Here is a 293-nt window from a genome sequence, read left to right on the forward strand (position 1 = left end):
TAAAAATGAAAAAACAAAAAATTAATAAGATATTTAAAAATGAAAAAACAAAAAATTAATAAGATATTCGATACAAGCAAGTATAAAAAAGAATATATAAGCAAACTCGAGATTATTTTTGATAATGAAAAAGGAAAGTTGAAAATAAATAATAATATTCCGCTTTCTTATTTTAAAAAATTGGTAGACGATTTTGCAAATTATTTTGAAGTAGATTATATAAAAATCGGTAATAAAAAATACGGGGCTATAATATGAGTATTAAAAAAGTGAAATGTAACGGCTGCGCAAGG

The 293-nt window shown here is 21.8% G+C and carries 1 protein-coding gene; it reads left to right on the forward strand.

Going from position 1 to position 293, the window contains the following annotated elements:
• The first annotated feature begins 39 nt into the window (after nucleotides 1-39).
• Nucleotides 40-258: a hypothetical protein gene (locus EZH24_RS13735; RefSeq protein WP_137999512.1), complete on the forward strand. Its 219-nt coding sequence runs from the start codon at nucleotides 40-42 to the stop codon at nucleotides 256-258.
• Nucleotides 259-293: the final 35 nt, after the last annotated feature.

It is taken from the genome of Brachyspira catarrhinii (assembly GCF_005518285.1).
In the GTDB taxonomy this organism is placed as follows: domain Bacteria; phylum Spirochaetota; class Brachyspiria; order Brachyspirales; family Brachyspiraceae; genus Brachyspira; species Brachyspira catarrhinii.

Coding starts and splice junctions, on each gene's coding strand:
- EZH24_RS13735 (WP_137999512.1), top strand. CDS start 40: ATGAAAAAACAAAAAATTAATAAGATATTCGATACAAGCAAGTATAAA.